Annotated in this window: 27 protein-coding genes; 26 read left to right on the top strand and 1 reads right to left on the bottom strand. The window is 60.5% G+C overall.

From position 1 onward, the window contains the following. Positions 1-146 precede the first annotated feature (146 nt). The 21 genes from A9D13_RS02380 (at position 147) to A9D13_RS02270 (ending at position 17,325) form a co-directional block, all read left to right on the top strand. Positions 147-1,781, top strand: a complete 1,635-nt coding sequence (locus A9D13_RS02380; RefSeq protein WP_024099411.1) for a Mu transposase C-terminal domain-containing protein — start codon at positions 147-149, stop codon at positions 1,779-1,781. After that, on the top strand, positions 1,666-3,453 hold the full coding sequence (locus A9D13_RS20925; RefSeq protein WP_216635479.1) for a TniB family NTP-binding protein: 1,788 nt from the start codon (positions 1,666-1,668) through the stop codon (positions 3,451-3,453). The genes A9D13_RS02380 and A9D13_RS20925 overlap by 116 nt, the downstream gene beginning before the upstream one ends. A gap of 71 nt (positions 3,454-3,524) precedes the next feature. Next, positions 3,525-3,860: a hypothetical protein gene (locus tag A9D13_RS02365; protein ID WP_066769659.1), complete on the top strand. Its 336-nt coding sequence runs from the start codon at positions 3,525-3,527 to the stop codon at positions 3,858-3,860. A 59-nt stretch (positions 3,861-3,919) separates the two neighbouring features. Next, positions 3,920-4,168: a hypothetical protein gene (locus A9D13_RS20380; RefSeq protein ID WP_156521889.1), complete on the top strand. Its 249-nt coding sequence runs from the start codon at positions 3,920-3,922 to the stop codon at positions 4,166-4,168. Positions 4,169-4,200: 32 nt separating this feature from the next. Then, positions 4,201-4,419, top strand: a complete 219-nt coding sequence (locus A9D13_RS02360) for a hypothetical protein (protein WP_156521888.1) — start codon at positions 4,201-4,203, stop codon at positions 4,417-4,419. A gap of 54 nt (positions 4,420-4,473) precedes the next feature. Continuing rightward, positions 4,474-4,782, top strand: a complete 309-nt coding sequence (locus tag A9D13_RS02355; protein WP_066769657.1) for a type II toxin-antitoxin system Phd/YefM family antitoxin — start codon at positions 4,474-4,476, stop codon at positions 4,780-4,782. Beyond that, positions 4,763-5,167, top strand: coding sequence for a hypothetical protein (locus tag A9D13_RS02350; protein WP_066769655.1), 405 nt, complete (start codon positions 4,763-4,765; stop codon positions 5,165-5,167). Before A9D13_RS02355 ends, A9D13_RS02350 begins: the two co-directional genes overlap by 20 nt. 86 nt (positions 5,168-5,253) lie before the next feature. After that, positions 5,254-6,585, top strand: coding sequence for a nucleotidyltransferase domain-containing protein (locus A9D13_RS02345; RefSeq protein ID WP_066769653.1), 1,332 nt, complete (start codon positions 5,254-5,256; stop codon positions 6,583-6,585). Positions 6,586-6,815: 230 nt separating this feature from the next. Continuing rightward, positions 6,816-7,313 carry a DUF736 domain-containing protein gene (locus A9D13_RS02340; protein ID WP_066769651.1) on the top strand — a complete coding sequence of 166 codons (498 nt, stop codon included), beginning with the start codon at positions 6,816-6,818 and terminating at the stop codon, positions 7,311-7,313. Positions 7,314-7,545: 232 nt separating this feature from the next. After that, positions 7,546-7,722, top strand: coding sequence for a hypothetical protein (locus A9D13_RS20375; RefSeq protein WP_156521887.1), 177 nt, complete (start codon positions 7,546-7,548; stop codon positions 7,720-7,722). Positions 7,723-8,889: 1,167 nt separating this feature from the next. Further along, positions 8,890-9,888, top strand: coding sequence for a DUF2493 domain-containing protein (locus A9D13_RS02325; RefSeq protein WP_066769638.1), 999 nt, complete (start codon positions 8,890-8,892; stop codon positions 9,886-9,888). Positions 9,889-10,026: 138 nt separating this feature from the next. Then, positions 10,027-10,554, top strand: coding sequence for a hypothetical protein (locus A9D13_RS02320; RefSeq protein ID WP_156521886.1), 528 nt, complete (start codon positions 10,027-10,029; stop codon positions 10,552-10,554). A gap of 28 nt (positions 10,555-10,582) precedes the next feature. Next, positions 10,583-10,834, top strand: coding sequence for a hypothetical protein (locus A9D13_RS02315; protein WP_156521885.1), 252 nt, complete (start codon positions 10,583-10,585; stop codon positions 10,832-10,834). 806 nt (positions 10,835-11,640) lie between these two features. After that, a complete protein-coding gene (locus A9D13_RS02310) occupies positions 11,641-12,027 on the top strand; it encodes a hypothetical protein (RefSeq protein ID WP_066769630.1) in 387 nt (128 codons plus the stop codon). A 1,290-nt stretch (positions 12,028-13,317) separates the two neighbouring features. Next, on the top strand, positions 13,318-13,653 hold the full coding sequence (locus A9D13_RS02305) for a single-stranded DNA-binding protein (RefSeq protein ID WP_066769628.1): 336 nt from the start codon (positions 13,318-13,320) through the stop codon (positions 13,651-13,653). Positions 13,654-13,714: 61 nt separating this feature from the next. Then, positions 13,715-13,981 (top strand): hypothetical protein, encoded by a 267-nt coding sequence (locus A9D13_RS20370; protein ID WP_156521884.1) that lies wholly within the window; start codon positions 13,715-13,717, stop codon positions 13,979-13,981. A 13-nt stretch (positions 13,982-13,994) separates the two neighbouring features. Continuing rightward, complete coding sequence (locus A9D13_RS02295; RefSeq protein WP_066769623.1) at positions 13,995-14,261, top strand: hypothetical protein; 267 nt, start codon at positions 13,995-13,997, stop codon at positions 14,259-14,261. Between the two features lie 1,067 nt (positions 14,262-15,328). After that, positions 15,329-15,904, top strand: a complete 576-nt coding sequence (locus A9D13_RS02290; RefSeq protein ID WP_066769621.1) for a hypothetical protein — start codon at positions 15,329-15,331, stop codon at positions 15,902-15,904. Continuing rightward, positions 15,901-16,272, top strand: coding sequence for a hypothetical protein (locus A9D13_RS02285; RefSeq protein WP_156521882.1), 372 nt, complete (start codon positions 15,901-15,903; stop codon positions 16,270-16,272). The genes A9D13_RS02290 and A9D13_RS02285 overlap by 4 nt, the downstream gene beginning before the upstream one ends. Positions 16,273-16,618: 346 nt before the next feature. Beyond that, the gene (locus A9D13_RS02275; protein WP_229665566.1) at positions 16,619-16,873 is read left to right on the top strand and encodes a hypothetical protein; all 255 of its coding nucleotides are present in this window, start codon (positions 16,619-16,621) and stop codon (positions 16,871-16,873) included. 59 nt (positions 16,874-16,932) lie between these two features. Further along, positions 16,933-17,325: a hypothetical protein gene (locus tag A9D13_RS02270; protein ID WP_066769613.1), complete on the top strand. Its 393-nt coding sequence runs from the start codon at positions 16,933-16,935 to the stop codon at positions 17,323-17,325. 30 nt (positions 17,326-17,355) lie between these two features. On the opposite strand, the gene A9D13_RS02265 is transcribed toward A9D13_RS02270, so the two are convergent. Continuing rightward, entirely contained in the window at positions 17,356-17,655 is a 300-nt protein-coding gene (locus tag A9D13_RS02265; RefSeq protein ID WP_156521881.1) for a hypothetical protein, read from the bottom strand. A gap of 685 nt (positions 17,656-18,340) precedes the next feature. Between A9D13_RS02265 and A9D13_RS02260 the strand changes: the two genes are divergently transcribed. From A9D13_RS02260 to A9D13_RS02240, 5 genes are read left to right on the top strand one after another with little or no spacing between them, the layout of a single operon-like run. Continuing rightward, a complete protein-coding gene (locus A9D13_RS02260) occupies positions 18,341-18,634 on the top strand; it encodes a hypothetical protein (RefSeq protein WP_156521880.1) in 294 nt (97 codons plus the stop codon). After that, the gene (locus A9D13_RS02255; protein ID WP_066769606.1) at positions 18,627-21,062 is read left to right on the top strand and encodes a type IV secretion system DNA-binding domain-containing protein; all 2,436 of its coding nucleotides are present in this window, start codon (positions 18,627-18,629) and stop codon (positions 21,060-21,062) included. Before A9D13_RS02260 ends, A9D13_RS02255 begins: the two co-directional genes overlap by 8 nt. Beyond that, positions 21,059-24,082, top strand: coding sequence for a MobF family relaxase (gene mobF, locus A9D13_RS02250; RefSeq protein ID WP_066769603.1), 3,024 nt, complete (start codon positions 21,059-21,061; stop codon positions 24,080-24,082). The genes A9D13_RS02255 and mobF overlap by 4 nt, the downstream gene beginning before the upstream one ends. 11 nt (positions 24,083-24,093) lie before the next feature. Further along, positions 24,094-24,489 carry a hypothetical protein gene (locus A9D13_RS02245; protein WP_066769600.1) on the top strand — a complete coding sequence of 132 codons (396 nt, stop codon included), beginning with the start codon at positions 24,094-24,096 and terminating at the stop codon, positions 24,487-24,489. Further along, a complete protein-coding gene (locus A9D13_RS02240) occupies positions 24,486-25,070 on the top strand; it encodes a DUF2726 domain-containing protein (RefSeq protein WP_066769598.1) in 585 nt (194 codons plus the stop codon). The genes A9D13_RS02245 and A9D13_RS02240 overlap by 4 nt, the downstream gene beginning before the upstream one ends. Positions 25,071-25,075: the final 5 nt, after the last annotated feature.

Genomic DNA, 25,075 nt, shown 5'->3' with positions numbered 1-25,075 from the left:
TGTCGCGTAGCCCTTAATTGTGAGATGAGAAATCCAACGAAATCAACGGCCTTGCTTTGCCCTTAAATATGATATTTTGCCTTTAAATCCGATATTTTTGCCCTTAAACCTGAGACAGGGTTCGCAGCTTCGTGTGGCAAATATTGATGGATGATGATCGCGAAGACTTCGTTGCCGCTGGTGCTGAGGAGGCGCGCAGGGCGGCCGTTCTGCGTCCGCTTGTTCAGGCATATCTCAAAGGAACTGGCAGTCTGGAAAGTGGCATCAATGACGCCGTTTGGGAGCTTGGTGTCAGCAGGGCGACTGTCTGGCGCTGGATAAAGCGTCTGGCCGAAGAGGGTGGGCGCACCAGCGCGCTGGCTTCTCGGAAACGGGGCCGCCCGACTGGTACAACCTTGATATCCGGCAAGGTGGAAGCGGTGATCGAAGAACATCTTCGCCGTTATTTCTTACGGCGGGAACGCCCAAGCCTGTCGCGCATCGTGACAGAAATCCGAAGCGCGTGCTGGCAGCAGGGCTTGCAACCGCCGACACGTCGGACGGTTCAGCGCAGGCTGGATGCAATGGATGCCCGTGAAATTGCCAAGGCACGCGAAGGCGCAAAGGCGGCCCGCCAGAAATTTGCGCCGGTCGTAGGCGACAACAAGGCAAACCGGCCACTGGAGGTCGTGCAAATCGACCATACGCCTGCGGACATCATTCTCGTCGACAGTTTTGAACGCAAACCAATTGGGCGGCCTTGGGTCACGCTGGCGATCGACGTCGCAACGCGGATGGTGACCGGATATTACACCTCTCTCGAGGCACCTTCGCGTCTGTCGGTGGCGCTTTGCCTGACACAGGCTGTGGCCCCCAAGGCGGAACTTCTGGCGGAATTGGTGCGCAATGTTCCTTGGCCCGCGCAGGGTAAACCGCATAGCATCCACGTCGATAACGGGCGCGATTTCCGGTCGCATGCCTTTCGGTCGGCATGTGCAGAATGGGGGATCGATCTGGTCTATCGGCCGCCAGGCAGTCCTCATTTCGGAGGGCACATCGAACGATTGATCGGCACGATGATGGGGGCCGTGCACCTGTTGCCTGGAACAACGCAATCCTCGGTCGTGGCCAAGGGCGACTATGACGCCGAGGGCATGGCCACGATGACCTTAAGCGACTTCGATCGCTGGTTTGCTCTGGAAATCTGCCGCTACAACAACAGCATTCATTCAAGTCTTGGCTGCACGCCCGTTGCCAAATGGGAGGCGCTCTCAGAGCAAATGATGGGCGATATCCCCTTCGAGATTGAAGCCTTTCGGGTGAGCTTTCTGCCAAGTGAACTGCGCAAGGTCAGGCGTGACGGCATCCATCTGTTCCAGATACGGTACTGGTCCGATGCGCTTGCAGGCCACATCGGGCGCGGGGATGGAAAGGTGGTCGTCCGCTACGACCCTCGCGACCTCTCGGTGATCTGGGTCGAACTGGATAATGACCGATACGTCGAAGCTCGGTACCGAAACCTGGAAATTCCGCCTGTGTCGCTCTGGGAATATCGCGAAGCCATGAGGAATGCCCGTGCCCTTGGCAAGTCCGGGTCCAATGAGCTGGTCCTGGCTGAGCTGATCCGACAGCAACGCCAAATCGAGTCTGAAAGCCGGAGCCTGACGAGGGCCGAACGCCGATCCCGTGAAAGAAAAGGGACATTGGAGGGCGCCAACTCGGCCGTCTCAACAACCGAAGGGCTGCGCGCGATCGATACGGGTGATACATCGCGCCCATTGTTCAAGGTGGAGAGATGGTGAATTGAGGGCAGGAAAAACAGAGGAAGACGGTCGGATCACCCTCATTCAATCGGATATCTGGATTGGCTTTCCGCGGGCCGAACAAGTTCTGGACCGTTTGCAGTGTATGATCGAAGCGCCAAGGCAAACCCGTATGCCTGGCCTTCTTGTGCATGGCGCGTCCGGGATCGGAAAGACGATGATCGCCCGCAATCTTTCGCGCAGATATGCACCGGAATATGACCCAGCATCGGGAATTACGCGAACGCCGCTGTTACTGTTACAAGCACCACCAGCTCCCGACGAACGACGGTTCTATCTGCACATCCTGGCGACCGTCGGGGCACCGGCCACGGCACTGAGCGCGCGCGCTCAAAATGTGGCCTCCCTCGAAGTCCGTGTCGTCGCGCTCTTGCGCGACCTTGGCCTGCGGATGATCATGATCGACGAAGTCCACAACCTCTTGGCCGGGACCCACCGCGAACAGCGCCGCTTTCTCAATGTTCTGCGGTATCTCAGCAATGAACTCGAAGTGTCGCTGGTCTGCCTGGGGGTCAGCGAGGCCGTCGATGCCATCCGTGGTGATATCCAGCTTGCCAGGCGGCTGGACGAACATCACCTTCCAAACTGGCGCGACGACGCCGAGTTCTCGGACATGATCCAGACACTCATCGCGGCAATGCCCCTCGAGAAGAAATCCAATCTGAAGGTCAAGTCACTAAAGCAGATACTTGCGCTGACCGGCGGGGTGACCTCGCGCATCTTCGCCCTGATCAAGGATCTTTCCATCGACGCCATTGTCACAGGTGATGAATGCATCACCGATGACGCAATCGCAAAATGGACGCCGGTTTGGTCGCGCCATGCGAACCCCCCATCGGCGGCTCGAGAAGTCCGGGGTGTGAAGCCGCACCCGCTGCCCAAGACTGTCGCGCCGCTGCCCGACGAGTTGTTGTCAGGTTGGTTGTCTAGGCTGGCGGCGGCCAACTACTGTGATGATGCGGAACTACTGGCTCATCTCAGAATCGATACCGCGCATGGCACCGCCTTGAACTTCAACGTCGACGCGGCTGCGGCGGCGAAGATTGCCAACGCCGCACGGATTGACCCAGATGTTGTGCGATCTTTGACCTTCCCAGCAATGACGACACGAGAAGCCTCGCTGACGGCCCAGATACCATTCCAGCATTGCCTGCAATGTTCCAGAGAGGGCCTTTCGCTCAAGCATTGGAGGCGAGCCTGGGCATTCGACTGCCAGGTTTGTGGGACGAGACTTGTGCCGACGCTCGGCAAGGCCAGTGGCGAACAGATGCCCGAAAAGCTGATAAATCGTGCGCGCAACGGCGCCGCGCGGCTTGAATACGCCGCGCGATTACGCAGCTCCAAGCAATTTCGGCGCGCAATGCGCGCGGTCACCTTTGCCATATCATTAAAGGCCTTCCGCGGAGATCCGTTATACGCTCTTCAGGGCCACAGGCTGGAAGTAAGGCTGTTTGGCCTTGCTGCAATTGATGCAGCCCAATCCCGTCCACTGGTCAAAGCGGCCATCTCAAGCTCCGGCATCGACGACTATGCAAGGGTTGCTCTATTGCGCGCCTTCGATAAGGAGCCACGTCTGCTTGCCGCGGTTGTTTACATCGCCCGGCAGCGCGCGAAAAGCATAGGCGCGATGGCAGTGGAATCTCATAATTAAGGGCAAAAAATATCCCCGAACGCGTCGTGTCTCAGATTTAAGGGCAACGCGACACCGCCCTTCCGAGCGCGTTGCCCACGGGCTTCGCCTACGCATTCACCTGCTCGAAACTTCGTCCCGACGAACTCGGCGGCGGATATGTTATCGTCACACAGGACGACGTTCTCTTCCGCTCAACGAGCCACATGCTCGACCGCGAACTCCAACACGCCGTTTCAGAAGACGATCGTCCGCTCGTGCTAACCACGCGCGATGCCGAAGACGGCCTCCTTTTCTGGAACAACGAAACAGGATTTGGCCGCCTCGCTGACGCCACGGTGTTCACTCCCCGGGAGGCCGCGAACGCCCCTGCAGTCATCGCCGCCGACGAGCCCGAATGGCTCACTGCTCCCCGGTGGTCGCTGTGACACAGCCCGACCTGAAGCGAATGCGACAACGCCGGGACGAAACCGCGAGCCGTATTCTGATGATCCGCAATGCCGCCCAACGCGAAGCCGAATCCATTGTCCGGTCCAGCAAAGCCCTGCCGTATACCCACGGCAGGCACTCGACCAGCTGGACCAGCGCACACGAGAACTCCTATCGACACTGGACAACCACGAAGCTGGGAGAGCGTCACAATGAGCTTGCCGCTCTCGAACGCAAACTAGCGCGGCAAAACAATGCCATCACCGCATATCACCTGAAATCAGCCAGGCTTGCCCGGAAAGCTTGACGATAATGGGCGCCGCAGCAAACATCTGCTCCATGAGCGACAAATCACAGATCGAAACGAGCCTCGGCCCTGTCTGGATAACCCGTTTCGAAAACGGCGACATTTCGGTCTGGAGCCCGCCTCGATCGGAGCAAGCCGACCTCGTTGCCGACATCCTCAAAGGACGCGCAGCCTGGAAACCGAAATACCGTGCCTGGTTCGTCCCGCCAGTCCACGTCGAGACCGTCCTAGCGGAACTCGAAAATGCGTGACCGATAATTGCCATTCTAGCAATTATTGCTATTTATAGCTCAAAGGAGCTCGAAATGCCCGCCACCGAACATCAGATCGATCACCCCAAGGTTCCGCTCACCCGCTTCCACAACAACACCGGCGAGTTTCTCGATCTCGCCAGTCGCCAGCCTGTAGTTCTCACCAGCCACGGCCGCGAACGCCACATCATCGCGGATAGCGAATATTTTCGGCACCTTGAAGCGGCTGCCAGGGGCCAGCTCCTGAAGGACATGAACATCGAAGCCGTGGCGGCCGCCGACATGACCGACGACGATCTCGCCGCCTTCGATGCCGGTCGACCAACACCGCAGGAACTCGCCGATGACCGCTGGAACGATTGAGCGGCCCAAGCGCGGCGACATAATCCGGTACGTCTACCTCTTCAAATCAGAACAGGCCCAAGGGCGCGACGAAGGCGTGAAGGAACGCTACGTTCTCGTCGCCGGCGTAATCGGCAACGTCTACCGCGTTCTCGCGATCACAACCAAAGGCGAAAAGACCAAGGGAGCGATCAAGCTCCCGGACCCCGTCGCATCCGCAGCAGGTCTCTCCAACGACAGCTCAATCGTCGTCACGGAATTCAACCGCTTCACCTTCCCTGGATATGACATTCGCCCTTTGATGGACCAGCCCGGTTACATCCACGGACGGTTGTCCCCACGCTTCACCGAGAAGATCATCGCCGAACTAAAAGCCCGCAAAGCCACGTCCGTCGATCGTGACTAAGCCCTGAGGGCTATCCGGCCAATGGCCGGGTGAAGAGGGGGAGGAGGCTCACTGACTCAGTCAGAACCCCAGAAAGGACTACTCACATGGCGCTCACCTTCCCCCGCGGCCACCGGATCCTTGGCGTGCCCGCCACAACCATGAAAACGGCACTGCGCGCCTTCTCGAAGGGAAATCACCCAGGACGTTTCCTGCAACAAAAGTCGATCTTTCCTTCTATCGTTCACGGCGGACACGCCTATGAAATAGCGATCGCAACAGACCTCATTGATCCGGACGAATACGCGCTTACCGACGTCGGCCTGGCTGTCGCCAGATCACGCAGCGTCACCAAACAACCCGTTAAAAGGGCCCGCGACACTCTCGCAAAACTCATCGAGCATATCAAAACGATAAACGCCGATCCTGACAGGGATATCACCGTCGAACGCGTCTATCTCTACGGCAGCGTCATGCGCAACGAGCCTACCGTCGGCGACGTCGATCTCCAGATTGAGGTCGAGCGTGGACCCAAATGGGCCAAAGATTTCGACGGCTTCTACGCAGCCATGACAGATCTAGTTGCTCAATATAGCCCCTCCTACAACGACCACGGAATGATGGGCGCGATCGACAAAGGATTCGAATACATCATCTTCGGGCACCGCAAGGCTCAAATCCTCGCAGGCGCCCAAATCAACGCTGGGCAGCTCGAACTCATTCCCGCACCATGCCAGCTCATCTACACAGCAACAGGCGGCGTGAACTGGACCGCTCCGATCGCGCCAAACCATCCCGATTTCAATCCGGCTGAAGAAGGTTCCGATCAAGCCGCACGCCTGGACCAACTCCCTGAAGCACAAATCGATCTACCGCGCCCTGTCGATGCCCGTTTCATAACCCAATTCAACAGTCGCGGATGGGTCGGCCTCAGCGAATTCGCACCGACTTACGATGCCAATATCTACCTCCAGCTGCTCCACCAATATTGCGGAGGAAAATCCAACCAACGCCTGTTCGCGAACACCGAGAGCAATATCGAGATCCTTCAGGCAACCGACGACTTCATCGACACGCTCGACCCACGCCGCAAAGTCCTGCTCAGCGCGGGAGACAACTTGGACGCGTCCGATGCGTCGTTCATCCTGGAACGGGAAAACACCATCAGCGACGACGACATAACCATCGCGATGAACCTCTCGAATTTCACAATTCACAGTCATAGGAAGAGCGAGCGCCAGCACTTCTTCGCGATGCTCATCACCGCCGCCTGCATCCATGCCGCCGACCGATTTCACGCACTGCAACTTCAAGAAGCGCGGGAAAACCCGCGTAATGTGACATCCGTCATTAAATCTGACACCTCCATAGCCAGTGAAGACATCGCTACCGCAAACGCGATCTCATCTGTCATCCTCGACCACCTGCTGGAACTCTAAACCTACTGCCCGCCACCTCCCAGGCGTAATACACTGCGCGCCGCCGCCCTACCGGGCTGGCGGGGTTTCTTTTTGCACCAACCATCAGCGCCACAAGGAACTGACGCGCTGCCCTATCGGGCGCGCGGCTGCGCGCGTTCGCGCGCTCCGGCCTGCGGCCGGGTGGGGAGGGGGAAGGGGAATGATGTGTCCGGACAATCGGGTTCGGAACGACATCAGGAGAACACCCCATGAACATCGGTTCCATCAAGCAGAACGACGACGGCATCCTCATCGGCCGCGTGACCACCCTGGCCTTCAGCATCACGATCGCGCTGCGCGAAGTCAGCTCAAACAACGAGCGCGCGCCCGCCTACGACATCATGGCGCTTTCTTCGGACCGCCGCAGCTGGGTGAAGGTCGGCGCGGTGTGGGAATACCACTCCAACGACACCGGCGAGGTATTCCTCAGCGGCCGCATCGATGACCCGTCTTTGGAAAAACCGGTAGATGTCGCAATGTTCCAGCAGAACGACGGCAGCTACAACGTCGCCTGGCGCCGCCCGCAGCGCAAGCGCACCCTGCCGGCCGCGATGGCTGGCGAAGACAGCCTGCCGCCGCTGAACGCCACTGACGACACCCCGACCGGCAACGACACCGCGCCCGCCGGCGACGGCCTCGGCGACAGCACGGCGCCCGCCCCGAAGAGCAAGAGCGGTGCCAAGACGAAAGAGGCCGCTGACGCCTGACGATGCCCCCGAAGGCCGGTGTGCTCTCCCGTCGCACCGGCCCAGCTCGGCCCGCTTCGCTCCCCCGGCGAGGCGGGCCTTTTTTTGCCTGCCCATCCTGCGCCGCCAAGACGCAGACCCAAAGGGAAAAGAACCAGTCATCCCCACCGACAATTTCGCACATGACAATGTCAGAAATCCCGTCATCGAAAACGGTATCGACGCGGGTGCGGCCAAGACCAAAGCCGACGATTTGAACGCCGAATTCAATGGTCCCGCCGCATCCCGGTATTACATCGTGACGGCCGAAAACTATCTGGCAGCCGAGCAGCTCATGCGTTCCTGTAGTGGCGGTTCGGATTCAATCATCGCATGGGTCAATCCCAACAAAGCGCTGCAGCAGCGCGGCGTGGAAGTCATATACCGGTAGGACGAATTAACGCGCCGCGATGGCCACAGAGACACCTCATGTGCCGCGCGACCGTAGTCAGCCGCATCGACACCGAACGGGCGAAGCATTCGTCGCGGAGCTTCACCGATGAAAGAATCACCACGCGCCGACAGTGCTTACACTCGATCTTCGCATTCAAGCCGTTGCGAACGAGGTCGGCAACCGTATCAAGTCTCTTTGAGCCCATCCGTTGCGTGGAACATTGCCAGAACGCCACGTCAAGAGATGACAACCTCGCACAACCGATTTCGCAGAACATGCCGCATCCCGTGTCCGCTTCGCGGCCGGGACCGCGCTCTATTCCGCCCAGTTCCTCGGCGCTGGCAGAGCCAGCGCCATCGTCACCAGGCTCCACCGAGCCCTGCAAGCAGGTCTCGGCCCATTTGGGTCACGATCGTTCGCTTCGCCTTGCGGTGACTTGCTCTCTAGGTCCGCTTTCACCCAGCACAGCGGCCCGGCCACGGTGCCAGAAGCACCTGCCGGTCACGCGGTGCCAACCGTTCCCGATATGTCGAACGCATGACCGTCACCCGCTTGCGCAGGGGTGACGACCTTACCCGCGAACGCGCCTTTGTCCTTCGGCAAGGCGTTCGCGGACGGGGCTTTCCGCCGATTACTGGCCGCTGGCCAGGTCGGCCCATTCGCCTCGTCGCTGCCGGTCAAGGATCGGCTTCGCCGCCCGCTATGCGGTGGCCGCTGCGCGACCATCCCTGACAGCCAGCTCCTTCAGCGACCAGTGCCGACGAATCGGCTTCAAGACTGGATGAGTTCGCGCACCGGCGACCCCGGGCAAGTGGATCTGAAGATCCACTAAAGCCCGCCGCCGCCGGCAACCCTGTCGCTGGGCCGGGCGGGCGATCCAGCAGGCTGGCTCGTCCGCGCCCGTCTCTCACGCTCAGGGGCGCTCACAACTCTACACACACACACAGGAACACCTGCCGAAACTTATCAGTCTTCGGCGCTCGTCAAGGATCGCGGTCCCCCCAATTTTCCCGCGCTCCAGCAAGCTGAAGCCCGAAAAAATCGGCTCCCCCGCGCCCGCTGGGGCGGCGGCCGCGCAAGCGCGCCCGTCCCTGACTGCACGCCTCCCGACTGATCCCGAATGGCTGTTCCCAATGGTGGGGACGATTACTTTCGGAGGCTTTTATGACTACTTTCAACAACTTCGCTGATCTCGCTGCTGCACGCATCCAGATGGCTGACGCCCGCGAAAACACTGTTGAAGCCTATGATGGCGCCTTTATCGAACATACCGATATGGCCAAGCTGAGCATGGTCGATGAGCCGATGGCTGCCGACATGCCGGATGCTGACATGGTTCGTGGCGCCGTCGAACTCGCGATCGGAACGATCTTCGATGTCCTGAAGGATACGAGGATGGAGGAATTCGCCCAGCAGATCGCCTGGGGCATGGTCAATTCGTTCCACATGACCGCCCGCATAGTCGAACGTCGCGAAGACGACGCTGCCAAGAAGCTGGGTGAGCTGGTCCGTCACTTCGACCCCTCGGAGATCTATGCCGTCGAGCTCGAGGAAACGCAGGAGCACTGCCAGACCCTGCAGGGATGCCGGGAATCGCTGGAAGCAATGCGCGACCACGCCTCGGACGTCTACCACGTCGAGACTGGCCGGGCATGGACGGCAACCCGCGGATCGCAGGTCAGCAACAACGGCGTCACCGCTTCGCAGGTCAACGGCCGTGACTACCTCGCGGCCCGCGCCAAGCAGAAGCGTGACCGTCTGGCTCCCGAAGGACCGATGGTGGTCGTCTCCGGCGGTCAGGAAGGCTGGCACGATTACGAAATGATCTGGGAAATCCTCGACGATATCAAGGCTCGCATCCCGAACATGGTCCTTGGCACGACCGGAATGCGCAAGGGCGTCGATCGCATGGCGTCGTCATGGGCCCAGAAGAACGGCGTCAATACCGTCGCCTTCATGCCGGATCGGTCGCACGGCAATCGCGCGCCGTTCCTCCGCAACGAGAAGCTCGTCAAGCTGCAGCCGGTTGAAGCGATCGTCTGCGAAGGATCGGGCATCCAGTCGAACCTCGCCCAGCGCCTGCGCGCCGCTGGCGTACCGCTGCACGTCCGTCGCCTGAAGGATCAGATGGCGCAGACCGAACAGTCGAAGATGTGGGCATAACGCCCACCGTGAGGCTCCGGCATCCGCCGGAGCCTCACTTCCTCTTCTCTTTTTTTCCAACACGGCGCGCCTCAGGGGCATCGAACCCCTTCGGCGCGATTGGGACGCCGGCCCAATGGCCGGGAGACGAGGGGGAGGGTGAAGGCGTTCACTTCCCGTTTCAGGGAACAACCGGAGGCTATCGACATGACTAACTCACCCCACCGCCGCGCCCGCTTTCACTTCTCCGCGTATTGGCGGAGCTGGAGCCTGCTCCTCACCGAACGCTGCAATGCTGCACCAGGTTACGGACCCACCGTCGAGATCACCCTCGCCACAACCAGCGACAATGACGGCAACGACATTCGCCTGTTAAAGGTTCGCCGCCATTGCACCGATTTTGGTCGCAACGATACGTTCGCCGACGCCCTACCCGACTATGTCGAGCATTACGCCCGCGAACTCCTCGGTGATGAATGTTTCGAATGGCTCACCAGCGACGCTTCACACATTCTCGCAAAGATCGACTGGACCGCCATGCACTGCGCCAAACTGGCCAACGCAGGTGGCGGTATCCCATTAGCCGAGTGCATCGATCCGCGCTTTGTCGACCAGATGGTCCGCGCGCGGATCGCCCGCGACCCCGGCACCGACGAAACGCTCGTTCCCTTCGCAGTCGTCCAGTGACCATCAACTCCCACCGAAAGGCATCATCATGGGAATTCAGATCCGATTGTTCGCAGCCCTCCGCCGTGCTAAAATTCCCGCAGACGACGCTGAAGCTGTCGTAACCGAACTGGAGGGCCACATCGCGATGAAAATATCCGAAGCGAATGCCCCGCTCATCGAACGCATCAACGCGCTTGAAAGCAAGCTCACAAGCGAAGCCTCATCGATCAGATGGACCGTATCCATCGCCCTGATCGTCGGATCGCTTGTCGTTGCCATAAGCAACGCCCTCAACTGAGCGCCGCTCCCCGGTCAGCATCAACGATCATGCCGCATCCCGTGTCCGCTACGCGACCGGGACCGCGCTCTATTCCGCTAGGTTCCTCGGCACTGGCAGAGCCAGGGCCATCGTCACCGAGCTCCACCGAGCCCTGCAAGCAGGTCTCGGCCCATTCGGGTCACGATCGTTCGCTTCGCCTTGCGGTGACTTGCTCCCAACGACCGCTTGCGCCCTGCACGGCGGCCCGGCGACGGTGCCAAAAGCACCTGCCGGTCTCGCGGTGCTTCAAGCCGAGCACCAACCGACAACTCCCCTCCGTAACCCGCTTCGCAAGGGTGACGGCCTTACCCGCGAACGCGCCTTATATCCCTTCGGGAAGGCGTTCGCGGTCGGGGCTTTCCGCCGTTCAACCCGGCCCATTCGCCTCGTCGCTGCCGGTCAAGGATCGGCTTCGCCGCCCGCGATGCGGTGGCCGCTGCGCGACCATCCCTGACAGCCATCTCCTCACCCGAACAGGGCCAACGAACCGGCTTCAAGACTGGGAGTGTTCCCGCTGTTAACCCCTAGCTGCGCGTCGGGGGCGGGAACCATATTACTCTCTCATCTCCGTGGCTGAAGAACTCAGCATCGCCATAGTATGACGCTGGGCCGTTAGCGGCCGTCAAGGATCGCCGGTCCCCCCAATTTTCTCGTTCCTCGAAAATCGGCTCCCCCGTCGCCCGGCAAGCCGGTTCCCTCCGGTCATCCCTGACAACCTTACGTCCGCGTCCCCTGCGCATCACTTTCGTCAGCCAGATGAGAGAATTCAATTTCAGGAGGCTTTTATGATCGATCTGTCCAACTCCACCCGCAAGACGCGCTTTTTTCACAAGGATCAGGCCAAGGCGGCTCGCAGCACAAAATTCATAGGTCGCGGAAGTGCAAGCAGTTCGACCCGCGCTTACGCCATTGCAGCTGGTGATCGGGCCAATTCAGGGCGCTATGATGCCAGTGATGTCGTGATGATCTCGGCTGAAGGAATGCGCTCCAATCGACAGGCTCCGGACTTCGTCGAGATCAACAAGGCAATTAGCGCCCGAGCATCCTTCATCACCGACGACAAGGCAAACCGCAGCCGGAACTACAATCTGGGCGAACGCGAAGTGGCAGCCTTTCTCACCGTGCGTGGCTACACCGAAACCGCTCCGGGCTACTGGTCACCGCCTAGCTGACCTGCCCGGTCGGCGCCCGCTCGCCAGCTATGGACCATTCGGTCCTGGCTGGCATCGCCGCCGATCCTGCGTAGCGCATGACGAGAGGGCAGGAGCGGCCCCGGTGGGCCGCATCGATGCCGATCCGTCGCGCGCGGTCCCGGCAGTCCCTTGCTGGCCTAGCGGACATTCGTCCGCTTCGGCTTCGCGCGGTCTGCCTCGACCGATCACCGGCGCGCATTGCTCGCCAGCATGGCTGCATTCGCAGCTCGCTGGCATCGCCGCGCGCCTGCCTTGCGATCTCCGACGGATCGGGCCGCCGTCGTTCGGCGGCAGCGTGAATCAGCAGCAGCGCGCGGGCACCGGCACTCCCTCACTGGCTTCGCTCACATGCGTTCGCCTCAGCTTCGTTCGGTCTGCCGTGCACCCGGGCCCGGTCGGCGCTGCTCGCCAGCGCGGTGCATTCGCACCTGGCTGGCATCGCCGCCGATCCTCTCTCACGCCTGAGGCAAGGGCGGGAGCGGCCCCGGTGGGCCGCATGGACCACCTTCTCGGTCACGACCTCAGTTCCGAGGCACCCGCGCTCCCACAGGACCATCTTGCAACGCCTCAGGACGCCTGATCCGGGCGACCAACAGGTCCGCCCGGAAAGAGGAGAGGGAGCCGTCGAATTGAGCAAGCGGGAGAGCGAGATTCAGCACCGCAAAGCCATCAATCCGACGTGTCAGCCCATCAGGCAGTAGGGCAACGCCTGCACGCCTGCCGGCATCGGAGTGAACCCGACGAGCGATGGACCAACAGCCGCACACGGTCATTGCCTACCGTCCACTGGCATGGCTGGAACCAGTAACCGCGGCGAGCCCTTCTGGTCCTGGCGCACACCGGCCCATGCCGAAACAGGCTCCTTGGGAACTCCATTGCGATTTCACGGGCCGGTTCGGGTTTCGACCTTGCCATCAATAAGCGTCTGCGGAAAGACGTTCGGCCGGGCCAGTCGGTAAATGCTGGTGTTGCAGGGCCGTCGCGGGAGTATCCCGGCCAGAGCAACCGACTTCGGTTTCCTATCGGTTCATTTCCCGCAAAAACCGCCCGCTGCTTCGTCAGGACGTCCGCCGCCAAGTGCCCCTGCCCCTCTGGTCGGGCTTAGGGCCAACCCCAAAAGATCGAACCGGGTTCGTTCGCTGCGCTCACTACCCGCACCACTTCGACTTTTGAGGTTCCCCGCTCCTGCGTCGCGGTGTCCCATCCCTCCCGGCGGGGCTCGTTAAGGGCACCGGCGGACGGTCCGCCGAAACAACGGGAGTTTTAGAAATGAACAACGTCAACCTCGTCGGCCGCCTGGCTCGTGATCCTATCGCCCGCGACAGCCGCAACACCAAGGTAACCGAGATGGTCCTGGTAACCGAACGCCCCCGCATCCGCGATAACAAGGTCGAAAAGGACCCCGAAACCGGCTACCCGCTGAAAGACGCGGAGTTCCACAAGATCACCGCCTTCAACGGCACCGGCATGGGCGCGCGCCAGCACAAGAAGAAGGGCGACCAGCTCGCGGTTTCCGGCCGCATCCACTACACCAAGTGGACAGACCAGGACGGCAACGACCGCTACGGCTGCGAGATCATCGCCGACAACGTCGAGTTCATCTGACCGACACCGGACGGGCGGCGCGCAAGCGTCGCCCCACCGCCTCTCAAAAAGGATCTGACACATGACCGACTTCGGCCTCTTCGCCGAGCGTGATATCGCTCGCGCCAATCAAAAGCTCGACCAGCTCAAGCGCCACGCTGAGCGCCGCGACCGCTTCATCGACGCCCTCGACCTCGACGCCCTCGATGCGAAAACCGCATTCGCCATCCTGCAGGAAGACGACGATCTGGCGGAAAACATCGCCTTCGGTGAACTTTACATCCACCACATCGCGACCCTCGAAACACAGCGCGCCGAAATCGCCGCCAGCATTCCACTCGCAGCCTGATCGGAGACGTCCAATGTCCGAACTCACCCTCCGGTACGCCGCCCTGACCGTCACCAATATCAACGATGCCGTACCCGAAAACGATCGCCCGGTACTGGCTATCAGACCTAGCTCCTATAACTGCTGCGCGATCGAGGTCATCACAGCGCGTTACATGCCAGCATACCGCCCGAATTCGCCTTGGCGCGATATATCCGGCGACGCGATCAGCGACAGCGGATCAGACAAGATCCTCGCATGGGCCTACGCGGACAACATCCTGCTACCGAACACGAGATAACACAGCCCGGTCGGCGTTGCTCGCCAGCTATGGACCATTCGGTCCTGGCTGGCATCGCCGCCGATCCTGCGTAGCGCATGACGAGAGGGCAGGAGCGGCCCCGGTGGGCCGCATCGATGCCGATCCGTCGCGCGCGGTCCCGGCAGTCCCTTGCTGGCCTGGCGGACATTCGTCCGCTTCGGCTTCGCGCGGTCTGCCTCGACCGACCACCGGCGCGCCTTGCTCGCCAGCATGGCTGCATTCGCAGCTCGCTGGCATCACCGCGCGCCTGCCTTGCGATCTCCGACAGGTCGGGCCGCCGTCGTGCGGCGGCAGCGTGGATCAGCGGCAGCGCGCGGGCACCGGCACTCCCTCACTGGCTTCGCTCACATGCGTTCGCCTCAGCTTCGTTCGGTGTGCCGTGCGCCCGGGACCGGTCGGCGCTGCTCGCCAGCTATGGACCATTCGGTCCTGGCTGGCATCGCCGCCGATCCTCTCTCACGCCTGAGGCGAGGGCGGGGGCGGCCCCGGTGGGCCGCATCGATGCCGATCCGTCGCGCGCTGTCCCGGCAGTCCCTTGCTGGCCTAGCGGACATCCGTCCGCTTCGGCTTCGCGCGGTCTGCCTCGACCGATCACCGGCGCGCATTGCTCGCCAGCATGGCTGCATTCGCAGCTCGCTGGCATCTACGCGCGCCTGCCTTGCGATCTCCGACAGGTCGAGCCGCCGTCGTGCGGCGGCAGCGTGGATCAGCAGCAGCGCGCAGGCACCGGCACTCCCTCACTGGCTTCGCTCACATACGTTCGCCTCAGCTTCGTTCGGTGTGCCGTGCGCCCGGGACCGGTCGGCGTTGCTCGCCAGCTATGGACCATTCGGTCCGGGCTGGCATCGCCGCCGATCCTCTGACGCGCTTGAGGCGAGGGCAGGAGCGGCCCCGGTGGGCCGCATGGACCACCTTCTCGGTCACGGCCCCAGTTCCTGAGCACCCAAGCACCCACAGGAACCTCTTTCAACGCCTCACGACGCCTGATCCGGGCGACCAGAAGGTCTGCCCGGAAAGAGGAGGGGGAGGGAGATTGGCGAACAACGATGGAGGCAAAGATGTTCACCACTTTCCGCGTGATCGACACCGAAACCAAGCTGCACTCGACCCCCGCTGTCCTGACTGCCCGCGAGCTCGCAGCCTTCCGCCGTCTCATGCAGTATCAGCGAATTCCGATCGATCCCGATCCCGGCGAAATCGAAGGCACCGCATATCACTTCGAGGTCAATGCCAATGGCGTTCCTCTCGCCGCCTTCGCTACCGCTCTCGACTTCCGCGCTGACGTCATCGCCGTAGTCGAGGAGGCGCAATGGCTCGGCCGTTCTCTTCGCGTCGAAAGGGTGACACCGACCAGCAGTATCGTCCTTCGCGTAAGCAACCACATCGCGTTCACGAACACGTTCACGATGGCCGAGGATCTTGCCGCCAAGGCGTTTCACGCCCTTGGCATCGATCCCCGCAAGACACGCTCGATCACGATGCACCAGCTGCGCACTCTCCTGCAGAACCCCGCTGTCTTCGCCGCCTTCGATTCCGCGCAGATCGAAGCCGTCTACAACAACTTCGCTCAATTCGCATTCCTCGACTGCGGCGAGCAGCAGCCCGAACTGGAATGGCAATGACCGACAGCATACCGCCCGCCAAAACGCGGATAGAAATGCGCTGCCCGAAATGCGGCGGCAACGAAGTCCTGAAGGACGCCTGTGCGAGCTGGAACCCAGACACACAGCGCTGGGAACTCACCTGCGTCTACGATCATGAAACGTGCGCCGCTTGCGAACACGAAGGCGACTTCGTCTTCGAGCGGATCGATATAGAAACGCGCGCCGTCACCAAGCCCGTTCTCGATGAAGGATTTCCCGGCAACTGCGTTACCGGGCGCGGGCATGAATTCTCGGTCGATCCCGCCACTGGCAACAGCGTTTGCAAACCCTGTCTCGCTCAGACCGAGGGCCCCTTCGAGCCTTACACCTTGCCGAAAGACGAATAGCCTCCCGTCGCTTCGGTAACATGGGGAAGGGTGCCCGGCGGACCACCGTCGCGGCACCCTTTCTCATGCAAGACGCGAGCGCGCCAACCTGCGTCCCAAAACTTCGCGGCCAGCAGCTGGTGCGACATGGACAGGGCACCTCCCGCCGATGGCCCGTCCGCCACCATCGCCATGAGCCCACCGGCCTGGCACAGGTCAATTACTAATTTCCGACCGGGTCGTCGCAAGCTCCTCCCGCACCACTCGAAAATTAGCAATCAAGCCGCCCGTTGGGCGGTGACCTGCACCCTGCCGGCGCGCTTTCACATGGCATGGCGGACGAGCCGCCAACGACAGGAAGCACCCAATGTATCGCACCATCCATAACGCCGACCACAAAGTTCTCACCCACGACATGATTCAGGCGCGCTCGCTGTGCCTCGATGAGAAAATCATGGAAGCCGAACGCCGCTCCTATCACACCTTCTTCGACGTCCATGTCATCGAGAACAGCGACTACACCTACAGCGTCTTTGAAGAAGGTGATTACGGCAACCTTCCGAACCATCTGATCGACAGCGTCGTTTACACCACCGTCGGCAAGATGGACGACGAATACTGACGCCGCTAGAGGGGCCTCGCGCCCCTCATTATCGCTGCCTTCCGGAGGTCGTCCTTACCATGTCATCGTCAGCAGAAACCTTCCCGCTTCCCGGAGTCATCCGCGACCGCGCGTTCGCCGACGCACCCATCGAACCCGACTGGGCATTCAGCGACCATTTCGACGCCGATCAGGTCACCCAAATCTGCGAAACCCTCTCCGACATCTTCGAAGATCACCCTCCGGTCATGCGACCCGATATCGACGGTGACATGAAGGTTCACCTCTGGCTCCCGGCACTCGCCCAATTCTCCGGCCTGACCGCGCCGCACTGGACAATGAACCTGTCTGACTTCCTCATCCACTATGCCCAGGCTGCGCCCCTCGAACTCAACGATGTTATCTCGGAACTTGAGCGCATCACTGACATTCTCAAACGAGACGTCGAGGAGCGCAGCCTTCCCAAGCTATAAGCGCAAAAGCCCGCGCTGATAGCCTCCTCATCAAGCGCCCTCTTCACCTGCCGAAACTGGCGGGACAGCGCCCCCTTTTTCCAGCAGCTCCAACGCCACCTTCGGTTTCAATGAAACCGCCATTTCCAACAGGCGCACAGCCCGTTCGTGGCCAACCTTTTTGACCAGCTGTTGAAGCTGCTTTTCAGCCTCTTCTTTCTCAAGTTGCGCGAGCCGTCTCTTGCGCTCCGCAAGGTCCTGTTCGGCCTGTTCAAGCGCTGCTCTTTCGCGCTCCACTTTCGACACCATTTCCATTCTCCATTTTGATCGCCCGCTGCGGTTCAAATCCATACGGATTTCCGATCATTTTTCGAGCCTTTTCTGAGGCTCTTTTTCTGCAAGCTGCTGGCAGGTTTTCTGGTGTTGGATCAGCTTGCTCATCCTGCGGCGCAATTGCGCCTCCGGACCGCGGCTGAGTATCGCTAAGCCCGGCGGCCACCCTTTTCGGGCGACCGGCGGGCTAAGCTAAATCGAGCCAGGCCTGCGGCCTGTCTCGCCCCATGCGGGCTACCATCCGGCTTTCGGGACCAAAACCGCACACGGTTTTTCTACCCCAAGACGATGCCGGGGCAGGGGCAGGCCGTCCGTCCTGGCCTGCGGCTATGGACGGCCTTTGGCCCGCCCTGGAACGGCCCTGCGACCCGTGCGGACTATCGTCCGACCTGTTGCCACAGGTATCTCTTACACCTCCCAGAACTGAAGTTCTGAAGGAACACATAGCACAGGCTATGAAGTTCCTGATTTATGCACACCCTATGCGGCACGCCGCTGGTCTTTTAACTGCCTTTTCAGCAGGTTAGCGATATTGCTCCTTAGCTATATCTAGCTACGTCGCCCATAGAGGACGTTTTTCCCTGTAAAAACCGACGGGTAGCCCTAGCTGCATCTAGCTGCACAATACGCGTTGCTACATGCAGCTAACGTGCTATATTGGCCGCTCGATAAGTCGCTCACGCACCTGCCGAAGGTGTGTGACATGACCAAACAGAATTGCGGCGCTGTAGGGATTCAATTCCCACGCCCGCTCATGGAAGAGATCGACAACCTCGCTTCAGCGAAGGATGTCTCGCGCGCGGAAATCGTTCGTTCCTGCGTTCGCCTCGCTCTTCCTCTAATCAAAGCAAATATCACTCCCGACATCGGGCGTCTCATCACGATCGCAGAGCATACCCAGCTCGCGCTCTCGCTCCTCGTTGAGCGAAACTTCCCCGACGACGCTGAGCCGGTCCTCGATATGGCCATCCGCAACCTGGGCGAATTTCATGGCTGACGATATCCGTTTCAGCAAGAAAGCTGCCACGCTCGAACACGCTTCGGCACGCGGAAAAGTCGTCCGAAATTCGGACAATTTCACGCGCGGATCGCAGTTGTTTCACCATCAGGTTATGATGACCTGGGCAGGGGTCCGATTGCCCCTCCTCATATGGTTCTTCACGGCCCTTACAATGCTGTGCGTTCTCGCCTTCGCATACTTCCGCGAACACGAGATCCAGCTGGCCCTCATGCGCCTTCTTGCAACCCTCTGGAACTGGGTCGGCTTGAACGCTGAAAAGACCGTCAATCTGACCCTGCCGGACAGCTCTGTCGTGCAAGGAAAAATGGTGTGGGTGCCACATCATCCGGCAGTCGAAGCAGCATGGGCAACCGCGAAGAAAATCACGCTCGCCTCAACCATTGCTGCAGCCTTCATTTGCGTCCCGCTCACCATCTGGTTTGTCGACTATTCCCGTCGTCGCGGCAGCGAGATTTTGAAGGAGCGTCACGAGCGCGGGGCCATCCTCGTCGATCGCCCGATACTGATCGAGCATATCGCCCAACACAACGCGAAAGAACACGCCTCAGACTGCGCCCGCCATGAGCCGCCACTCAATCCCTCGGCAGTGCTTAAGATGCCCGTCAGAGACCGTGTGAGGGCAGGGCTGCACGTTCCCTACCAGTTCGCTACTTTGCCCTATCCCTGGCGGCTTGAGCAAAGCCACGCCATGCTCATCGGTACGACCGGCGCAGGTAAGACAACCGAGCTCAAAAAGCTTGTCGTTCAAGCCCGTCGTCGCGGCCATCGCTGCGTGATCTTCGACCTAACCGGAAGCTTCGTCGAAAGCTTCTACAATCCCAAGACTGACGTGATCCTCAATCCGATGGATCAACGGTGTCAACCGTGGACCATTTTCAACGACTGCGACACCTACGCAGACTTCATGAGCGCGGCCAATGCGCTCATCCCGACCGGCCACAATGCCGAAGATGACTTCTGGCAAAAAGCAGCGCGCCTGCTCTTCGTCGAAATGTGCATGAAGATGGTCAAAATGGGCGTCCGCTCGAATGGTGGCCTGGCCTATTATCTGATGCAGGCGAACCTCAAGTCGATCAGCGATCAGCTCGAAGGAACTGCCGCCGCTTCACTCGTCGCGACCCAGGCGGCCAAGATGGCGGAATCCATCCGCGCGACCTTCACCGCAAACGCCAATGCAATGCGCTTTTTGCCCGAACCGCCCGACGGCGATCCCGGCTTCTCAATCAACCGCTGGATGACCGAGGACGTCAAGGAAGGATCGATCCTTTTTATCACGTCCAGCCATACCGATCTTGTGCTTAACCGTCCTCTGCTCACGCTCTGGATGGACCTCGCGGTCAACGCCCTTTTTCGCATGGGCCGCACCCGCAATCTTCGCACATGGTTCCTCCTCGACGAGGTTCACGCATTGCACCGACTTCCCGCCATCGAACATGGCCTCCAGACCGCTCGTGCGGTCGGCGGTGCCTTCGTCCTCGGGATGCACTCATTCGACAAGCTGGCGGAGACCTACGGCGAAAACGGAGCCATCAACCTGGCCTCCCTTGCGCGTACCAAACTCATTCTCGCTACCGCCGATATCGAGACCGCAAAGCATTGCTCGGATTACATCGGCAGCCGTGAGGTACGCCAGATGGATGAAGCCTATTCCTATGGCTACAATAACACGCGAGACGCCTCCACGATCACGCCGCGCAAGCAGATCGAAAACCTCGTGATGCCTGATGACATCACCAATCTTCCATCGCTGCACGGCTTCGTGAAATTCCCTGACGGTTTCCCCGCTACGCGGATCAAACTCGAGTGGAGCGATTACAAGCAAGTTGCGGAAGGATTCGAGCGCGTCACGGCGATGCGCGCCGCCGAATTTACGCCCCCGGACGATGATGAAGACGCGGATATGGGGGAGGGCGGCAGAGAAGGGGATGCGCCTGAAAACGAGCCCATCCAGCAGCTCGATCTGAAGGAGGGCGAGAAGTCCGAAGCAGAACAGCAGGCGGATCTGTTGCGCGATGCCGTGGAGCAGGGGTCACAGGTCCAGCATAACGAGAGCGAGCAGGCCATCGAGAAGACCCAGGATGATCGCCCTATCACGGCCGATTTTACGAAAGGATCTGACCGCAAACCTCTTCGTTCACAGCTGCGTTATGCGAACGCTGACGCCAGCGAGCAGGAGCAATCGCAGGAACGGCAGCGCGTTCGCGACAAGCTGGTGGAAGGTCAGCGCAGGATAGATTCAAAGCAGCCTGCGGCCGATCGCAACACCTCCAACCGCGACGACCAGGAAAGCGTCATTCAACGAGAAACCCGGCAGGGCTTTGGCATCGAAGAAAAGCACGGCCACCAGCACAAAGACCATGAGCCCGAGATCGCGATCGACGACGATCAGGAGATGGGCCTGTGACGGCATCTGTCGCCCCTGTCGGCTCTGCAGGCGGAGCTGCCCACTACTTCGCGCAGGATGACTATTACATCGGCGATGACACCGCCGAACATAGCGAGTGGGGCGGAGCAGGCGCGGATAGGCTCGGCCTCGACGGATCGGTATCTAAATCCGACTTCCAGAATGTCCTCGACGGCAAGATGCCCGACGGAACCGTCATAAACGCCAGCGAGAAACGCCAGAACGGAACCGACCTCACATTCTCCGCTCCAAAATCAGTTAGCATCCTCGCGCTCGTCACTGGCGATAAGCGCCTTGGCGAAGCCCAGCTGGCGGCCGTCCGCGCCACGATGATCGATGTGCAAAACAAGTTTGCCGAGACCCGAGACTACTCTCGCAACAGCAAGGGCGAACCAGTCCAGACGGGCAATCTCACCTACGCCCTGTTCCAGCACGACACGAGCCGTAAGCTCGACCCACAACTTCACACTCACGCTGTCGTTGCCGCAGTCACCCAAGCGCCCAACGGCAAATGGCAAGCTCTGCACAACCGTCAGCTTTGGGCCAACAACGCTGAAATAGGATCGCGCTACCACGGCTACCTTCGCGCCGAGATCGAGAAGCTCGGTTATCAAACCGAAATCACTGGCAAGCACGGTCAGTTCGAAATCCGCGGTGTCGACAAGGAGACGCTGAAGGAGTTCAGCCAACGTCGAACAGAGATCCTCGAAAAATCTGCTGAGCTTGGAATCACAACACCGCAGGGACAAGACGCCGTCGTCATCAATACGCGCGATCCGAAACTCAACGCGGAGGACAAAACTCAGCTGAGGACCGAATGGCAAGAGCGCGCCGCCGCCCGCGGGTTCGACGGGCAGGCTCTAGTCGACGCCGCAATCGCACGATCAGGCCAGAACCGCGACGCGCCCATCGGCGCGATCGGCCGCGTGAATGCCATCGCGTCCGAGATTCGTGAAACAGTCGGTGCCTACCTTCAGCCTGCAGATCCACTAACCACCAACGGCATCAACCGTATAAAGCTGACGCCGGCTCAAATGCGGACTGAAGCAGCCCTTGCCTCCGCTATCCGAAGCATTGGAGAACGCGAGGCAGCCTTCAGCCCGGGCCAGCTGGCAAAGACGGCGCTCGACTATGGGCTGAGCGGCGTCACTCCTGACAAGATCGACTCCCGCCTGTCAGACCTCATCAAGAGCGGCCAGCTCGTGCCTGGCGCCAGCGACAGGCTCGATGGCAAAGTCGAACTGCTCACCACTCCGGAACATCTGAAGACAGAGCGCGCCGTCCTTGCCCAGATCGATGCTGGCAGGGGAGAGGCGCAACCCATTGTGGCCCCGGAGAGCGCCGCTGAGCGCCTCAACGCTGTCTCGGGGGACATTGCCCTCAATGGCGAGCAACTTGCCGCTGGAACGCTTGCTCTGTCCAGTCAGGATCGATCTGTCGTCATTCAAGGTGTCGCCGGCGCCGGTAAGACAACACTCATCTCCGCGATCGCCAGCGTGGCTCACGAAGAAGGCAAAGAGGTCATCGGAATCGCCGTTGCCAACAAAATGGTCAACGACTTGCGCGATGGCACCAAAATCCGCAGCGCATCGGGCGAGCTCGTCCAGGGCGGTATCGAAGCGCAAAGCCTCTCATCCTTCGTCAACCAGCATATCCGTGGTGCCTTGAGCGGGAAAGGCGAAGCCTTCGAGCAATCGCGGGAAGCGCTGGCCGGGAAGATCGTCGTGCTGGACGAAGCCTCAATGGTCTCCAACAAGCAGATGCTCGCCGTCACCACGATCGCCAACAAGCTCGGTGTCGAAAAACTCGTCATGATCGGCGACCGGCAGCAGCTGCTTGCTGTTGAAGCCGGTAAGGCTTTCGCCCTGGTCCAGAGCCACAACCCCGACATGGCTCGCATGGACACCAGTCAACGTCAGACGACAGAGCATATGATTGTCGCCGGCGACCTCGCCCGATCCGGCCATGTCACAGACGCCATTCGCTCCCTTGGAGACCGCGTCGTCAATGGCGGCGCAAACCATCTGCAGGTCGCTGCCGAAAAATGGCTCGCCCTTTCGCCTGAGGATAGGGACCGCACTGCAATCTATTCGTCGGGCAGGATAGCCCGTGCGGAAATGAACTCCACCGTTCAGGCTGGCCTGAAAGCGGAGGGCGTCCTCAGGGGCGAGGGACTGCAACTCACCACCTTGCTACCCGCTCACGCAACGCGCGAAGATCTCCGGCACTCAGCGACCTACCAACCAGGTCATCTACTCGAAGTATCGCGGGGCAGCACGCCACCGGGCCTGCGGCCGGGCACCTACAGGGTTACCGGCACTGACGAGAAGGGCAGGGTGCAGCTGCAGGATCACAAAGACCGCATCCGTACCTTCGACCCATCAAAAATCCGACCGGGCGAGACCAAAGACAATCTGCGCCTCTACGAAAAGCACGAAGAGAAGATCTACGAGGGCGACAAGATCCGCTGGTCCGAAAAGGATGCAGAGCGGGGCCTGAACAAATCCGAAGAAGCCAAGGTCCTCGAGATACGCGACGGCATCGTCAAGTTCGAGAACGCCAAGGGCGACATCGTCGAAATGAAGCAGAACGACCGGATGCTTGAACGGCTCGGGCTGTCCTATGCGATCAACATGCACCAGGCCCAGGGCGACACCCGCGACCAGGCAATCGGTGAGATCGATTCTCGCTCTCGACACCTTACCAACGAGCGCCTCGCCCTCGTGATGCTCACGCGTGTCCGTGAGGACATCACCATCGTCAGCAACGATCCTGACGCCATGCTGAAAGCGATCGATCGCAACCCGGGAGACAAGCACGCGGCTCTCGAAGCAATCGGCGAAAAATCAGTCGACAAGGCTGCACGAGCTGACCGGAGCGACACCTTCGACCCGAAAGTCCCCGACCATCTGAAAGGGGGCTCCGACAGCCTCCCGCCGATGCCCAAAGCGAACCTCGAAAACATGCGACCCGTCCCCTCTCTGGATCTTCCGGAGCGGAACATCGAGCGCAGCCGATAGGAGCCCATGCGATGAATTACACCAAACCCATCCCGCTCGAAGGCGCACACATCGCCAACGGGAAGATCGTCTTCGATCAGCCATTCACCCTTGCTTCGGCCGTCAATTCGGTCGGCTTGCGCGATCTCTCCGATTCCATCGCCGGCGATACGTTCGTCGTGTGCGACCTGTCCACTCACGGCGTTCAGGGATGCGCTGACATGCGCGCGTCACTCCAGCGCCAGGAACTGATGGCCGATGCCTGCGCGATCGGCCTCATGCTCCTCGTGGCCGTTCTGGTCGGATCCCTCGCGGTGACCTTCACGCACCTACTGGCGCGCGCGATCCGCCCCCTGCGGCGAGAACGGGCACAGCCGACGCTTGTCCCTGCCAACGATCACGATCCGATAAGCGAGATGGCGGCATGAACCAGACGACCCTTTCCAGCCTGACTTCTCTCATCAATTCGGTGTTCAATCTGTTCGGGCCTGTCCTGTTCGGCATCGTGGGCCTCATACTGCTCCTGATTGTCCTGCACCTGACGAACAGACCCAAAAGCCTTGGTTCGCTGCCAGTGACAAAGCGCCCGCTGATGACGGCCGCCGAACAACGCGTGATCCGGTACATCGAGAATGCGCTCCCCAACACCCGCATACACGCCCAGGTCTCAATGGGCGCGCTTATGTTGCCGAAGAAGGGCCTGAACAAGTCCGACTGGTTTCGTACTTTCAATCGCTTCAGCAGCAAGCGCGTCGACTACATCGTCGAAGACCGCGCAACTGGCCAGGTTCTGCTCATCGTGGAACTCGACGACCGAAGCCATGACAAGCGCAAGGACGCCGATCGCGATCGGCTCACCCGCGCGGCCGGATATATCACCGCCCGTTTGCCAGCGAATGAGCGCCACACCGCGCAATCCGTTCGAGCTCGCCTCCATCAGGCGCTCGAACCAGCCCCCTCAACCCGAAAGCTGTCGCAACACGGCAGCCCCCAACCACGCTCAGCATGAGGAGT

This window comes from Croceicoccus mobilis, from assembly GCF_001661965.1.
GTDB lineage: Bacteria > Pseudomonadota > Alphaproteobacteria > Sphingomonadales > Sphingomonadaceae > Croceicoccus > Croceicoccus mobilis.
The sequence above is the reverse complement of the archived record's forward strand: the minus strand, read 5'-3'. Positions and strand labels throughout refer to the sequence as shown.

What these genes read in the sequence shown, in the direction of transcription:
- A9D13_RS02380 (WP_024099411.1), top strand. Translation starts at nt 147, where the DNA reads ATGGATGATGATCGCGAAGACTTCGTTGCCGCTGGTGCTGAGGAGGCG.
- A9D13_RS20380 (WP_156521889.1), top strand. Translation starts at nt 3,920, where the DNA reads ATGATCCGCAATGCCGCCCAACGCGAAGCCGAATCCATTGTCCGGTCC.
- A9D13_RS02360 (WP_156521888.1), top strand. Translation starts at nt 4,201, where the DNA reads ATGAGCGACAAATCACAGATCGAAACGAGCCTCGGCCCTGTCTGGATA.
- A9D13_RS02355 (WP_066769657.1), top strand. Translation starts at nt 4,474, where the DNA reads ATGCCCGCCACCGAACATCAGATCGATCACCCCAAGGTTCCGCTCACC.
- A9D13_RS02350 (WP_066769655.1), top strand. Translation starts at nt 4,763, where the DNA reads ATGACCGCTGGAACGATTGAGCGGCCCAAGCGCGGCGACATAATCCGG.
- A9D13_RS02345 (WP_066769653.1), top strand. Translation starts at nt 5,254, where the DNA reads ATGGCGCTCACCTTCCCCCGCGGCCACCGGATCCTTGGCGTGCCCGCC.
- A9D13_RS02340 (WP_066769651.1), top strand. Translation starts at nt 6,816, where the DNA reads ATGAACATCGGTTCCATCAAGCAGAACGACGACGGCATCCTCATCGGC.
- A9D13_RS02325 (WP_066769638.1), top strand. Translation starts at nt 8,890, where the DNA reads ATGACTACTTTCAACAACTTCGCTGATCTCGCTGCTGCACGCATCCAG.
- A9D13_RS02315 (WP_156521885.1), top strand. Translation starts at nt 10,583, where the DNA reads ATGGGAATTCAGATCCGATTGTTCGCAGCCCTCCGCCGTGCTAAAATT.
- A9D13_RS02310 (WP_066769630.1), top strand. Translation starts at nt 11,641, where the DNA reads ATGATCGATCTGTCCAACTCCACCCGCAAGACGCGCTTTTTTCACAAG.
- A9D13_RS02305 (WP_066769628.1), top strand. Translation starts at nt 13,318, where the DNA reads ATGAACAACGTCAACCTCGTCGGCCGCCTGGCTCGTGATCCTATCGCC.
- A9D13_RS20370 (WP_156521884.1), top strand. Translation starts at nt 13,715, where the DNA reads ATGACCGACTTCGGCCTCTTCGCCGAGCGTGATATCGCTCGCGCCAAT.
- A9D13_RS02295 (WP_066769623.1), top strand. Translation starts at nt 13,995, where the DNA reads ATGTCCGAACTCACCCTCCGGTACGCCGCCCTGACCGTCACCAATATC.
- A9D13_RS02290 (WP_066769621.1), top strand. Translation starts at nt 15,329, where the DNA reads ATGGAGGCAAAGATGTTCACCACTTTCCGCGTGATCGACACCGAAACC.
- A9D13_RS02285 (WP_156521882.1), top strand. Translation starts at nt 15,901, where the DNA reads ATGACCGACAGCATACCGCCCGCCAAAACGCGGATAGAAATGCGCTGC.
- A9D13_RS02275 (WP_229665566.1), top strand. Translation starts at nt 16,619, where the DNA reads ATGTATCGCACCATCCATAACGCCGACCACAAAGTTCTCACCCACGAC.
- A9D13_RS02270 (WP_066769613.1), top strand. Translation starts at nt 16,933, where the DNA reads ATGTCATCGTCAGCAGAAACCTTCCCGCTTCCCGGAGTCATCCGCGAC.
- A9D13_RS02265 (WP_156521881.1), bottom strand. Translation starts at nt 17,655, where the DNA reads ATGGATTTGAACCGCAGCGGGCGATCAAAATGGAGAATGGAAATGGTG.
- A9D13_RS02260 (WP_156521880.1), top strand. Translation starts at nt 18,341, where the DNA reads ATGACCAAACAGAATTGCGGCGCTGTAGGGATTCAATTCCCACGCCCG.
- A9D13_RS02255 (WP_066769606.1), top strand. Translation starts at nt 18,627, where the DNA reads ATGGCTGACGATATCCGTTTCAGCAAGAAAGCTGCCACGCTCGAACAC.
- A9D13_RS02245 (WP_066769600.1), top strand. Translation starts at nt 24,094, where the DNA reads ATGAATTACACCAAACCCATCCCGCTCGAAGGCGCACACATCGCCAAC.
- A9D13_RS02240 (WP_066769598.1), top strand. Translation starts at nt 24,486, where the DNA reads ATGAACCAGACGACCCTTTCCAGCCTGACTTCTCTCATCAATTCGGTG.